General features: G+C 48.7%; 1 protein-coding gene. It reads right to left on the reverse strand.

Annotated features, from left to right (window positions below; all coding sequences use genetic code 11):
- Positions 1-104: 104 nt before the first annotated feature.
- Positions 105-665 (reverse strand): hemerythrin domain-containing protein, encoded by a 561-nt coding sequence (locus MKD50_RS30315; protein WP_115671149.1) that lies wholly within the window; start codon positions 663-665, stop codon positions 105-107.
- Between the last annotated feature and the right edge of the window lie 831 nt (positions 666-1,496).

The raw sequence follows: 1,496 nt of genomic DNA on the forward strand, positions 1-1,496 counted from the left end.
GTCTAATTGATCGAAACGCTTTCACAACGTATCGCTCATTAGAGGTCAAAGGTGTCAACTTGTATGCCGCTTGTGACTTGGAAAAAGGGTCGCCGGTATTCAGTTCACCGATCCAACTGCTCCTCATCATGTATTTGCTTGCGCAATGTCGCGAAATGCTCCTGAAGACTTATCCCACATACCGGATGAACGCTCTCCGGAACGACGGCGGCACCGACTTTGGCCCAATCCTCTGCAGTCAGCATCTCCCCTGTTCGTGGCATGACTAGCTTTTCCTCGGAAGATAGATGATTGCGATAGTAAGCAAGATATACTGCCGCTTGCGCCACTAACACGTCTCTAGGCGTTATAACGTCCCATTCGGCGCCCTTGAAGTGGTCAAGTAGTTGGGCGCTGGTTTCCGCGATCACTAGATGTTCCTGTAGAAGTCGATTCACCACGAGCTGTATATCGGGATCTCGCTTCACCAGTAAAGAAAAAGCAACATCCTCTCGAGGGTGATGAATGCGATCGCCATAATCACACATGTACTCGACGATTTTAGCTATCAATCGATAATTAGGATGTCGTCCCTCAAAAAAAGCCCCGATTTGATTTTGGAGTAGGTCTAGTAAATGAGCGAAGTACAAATGATCATTATGCCAATCAGTAATGGTATTGTTCATTTCGTTGGCCATCCCAAGGGATGGGGTTGTTATTGGAATTTAGGTTAAAGTTTTAATTTTTTACCAAAGGCTAACATCCAGTGGCTTTAAAAAAACCAAAAATGCGAGTAAGACAGAGTCCGCGTGATGTTTAACCCGTGTCCATGCCAAGGGGATAGCGCTAGAGCAGTCAAGTTCTCCTCGTGCATTATTCCTGCGCCCCATGACCGTGATCTCATCGTTGACCGGCCGTACACCGCCACACAGCCTATCGGCTTCGTTTCCCATGAACGGAGTGATTGAGTTGTACAGATGTCTGCCATTTCGATATCGTTTGTGAGTTTCACCGGGGATATTAAATATCGGCTCTGAGCTAGGCTTCAACCGGGGGGGGCGCTCATACCATAGGCGTCGTCAAGGCAGGCTCTCAAGAAACATCCAATCGCAATATATATGCCAATGGCATGGCGCTTTGGCAATGCGCAATGTAATTAGACATCGAATGTCATAGATGCGACTGTTTGTCGTAAATCAAACGGCAGGCCGGTGTTTGACAACTGCGAAAGGCAGAACCATTTCCGGCCTGCTTCGACAGGCGGAATTGTGTGTAGGAGCTCTCAACCCTACTGTTGTGAATGGGTTGCCGTGCTGCTTTTCACACTACTGCAAGCAGGAACGCCGTGGTATATCTTCGACCAGGCCCCCGCTAAAGGCACCTCATTACACACAACTCCTGGCGGCTGGTGCTCTGCAGAAAGTCGTTTACGGTCAATGACATAGCGGGTGGGGTTGTAAACTCTTTCGGAATGTCGTTCACTCTTGCAATTTGGGCGGCACATGCAGCGAGAGGCA

Source organism: Cupriavidus mimosae, assembly GCF_023952485.1.
In the GTDB taxonomy this organism is placed as follows: domain Bacteria; phylum Pseudomonadota; class Gammaproteobacteria; order Burkholderiales; family Burkholderiaceae; genus Cupriavidus; species Cupriavidus taiwanensis_C.

What these genes read in the sequence shown, in the direction of transcription:
- MKD50_RS30315 (WP_115671149.1), bottom strand. Translation starts at nt 665, where the DNA reads ATGAACAATACCATTACTGATTGGCATAATGATCATTTGTACTTCGCT.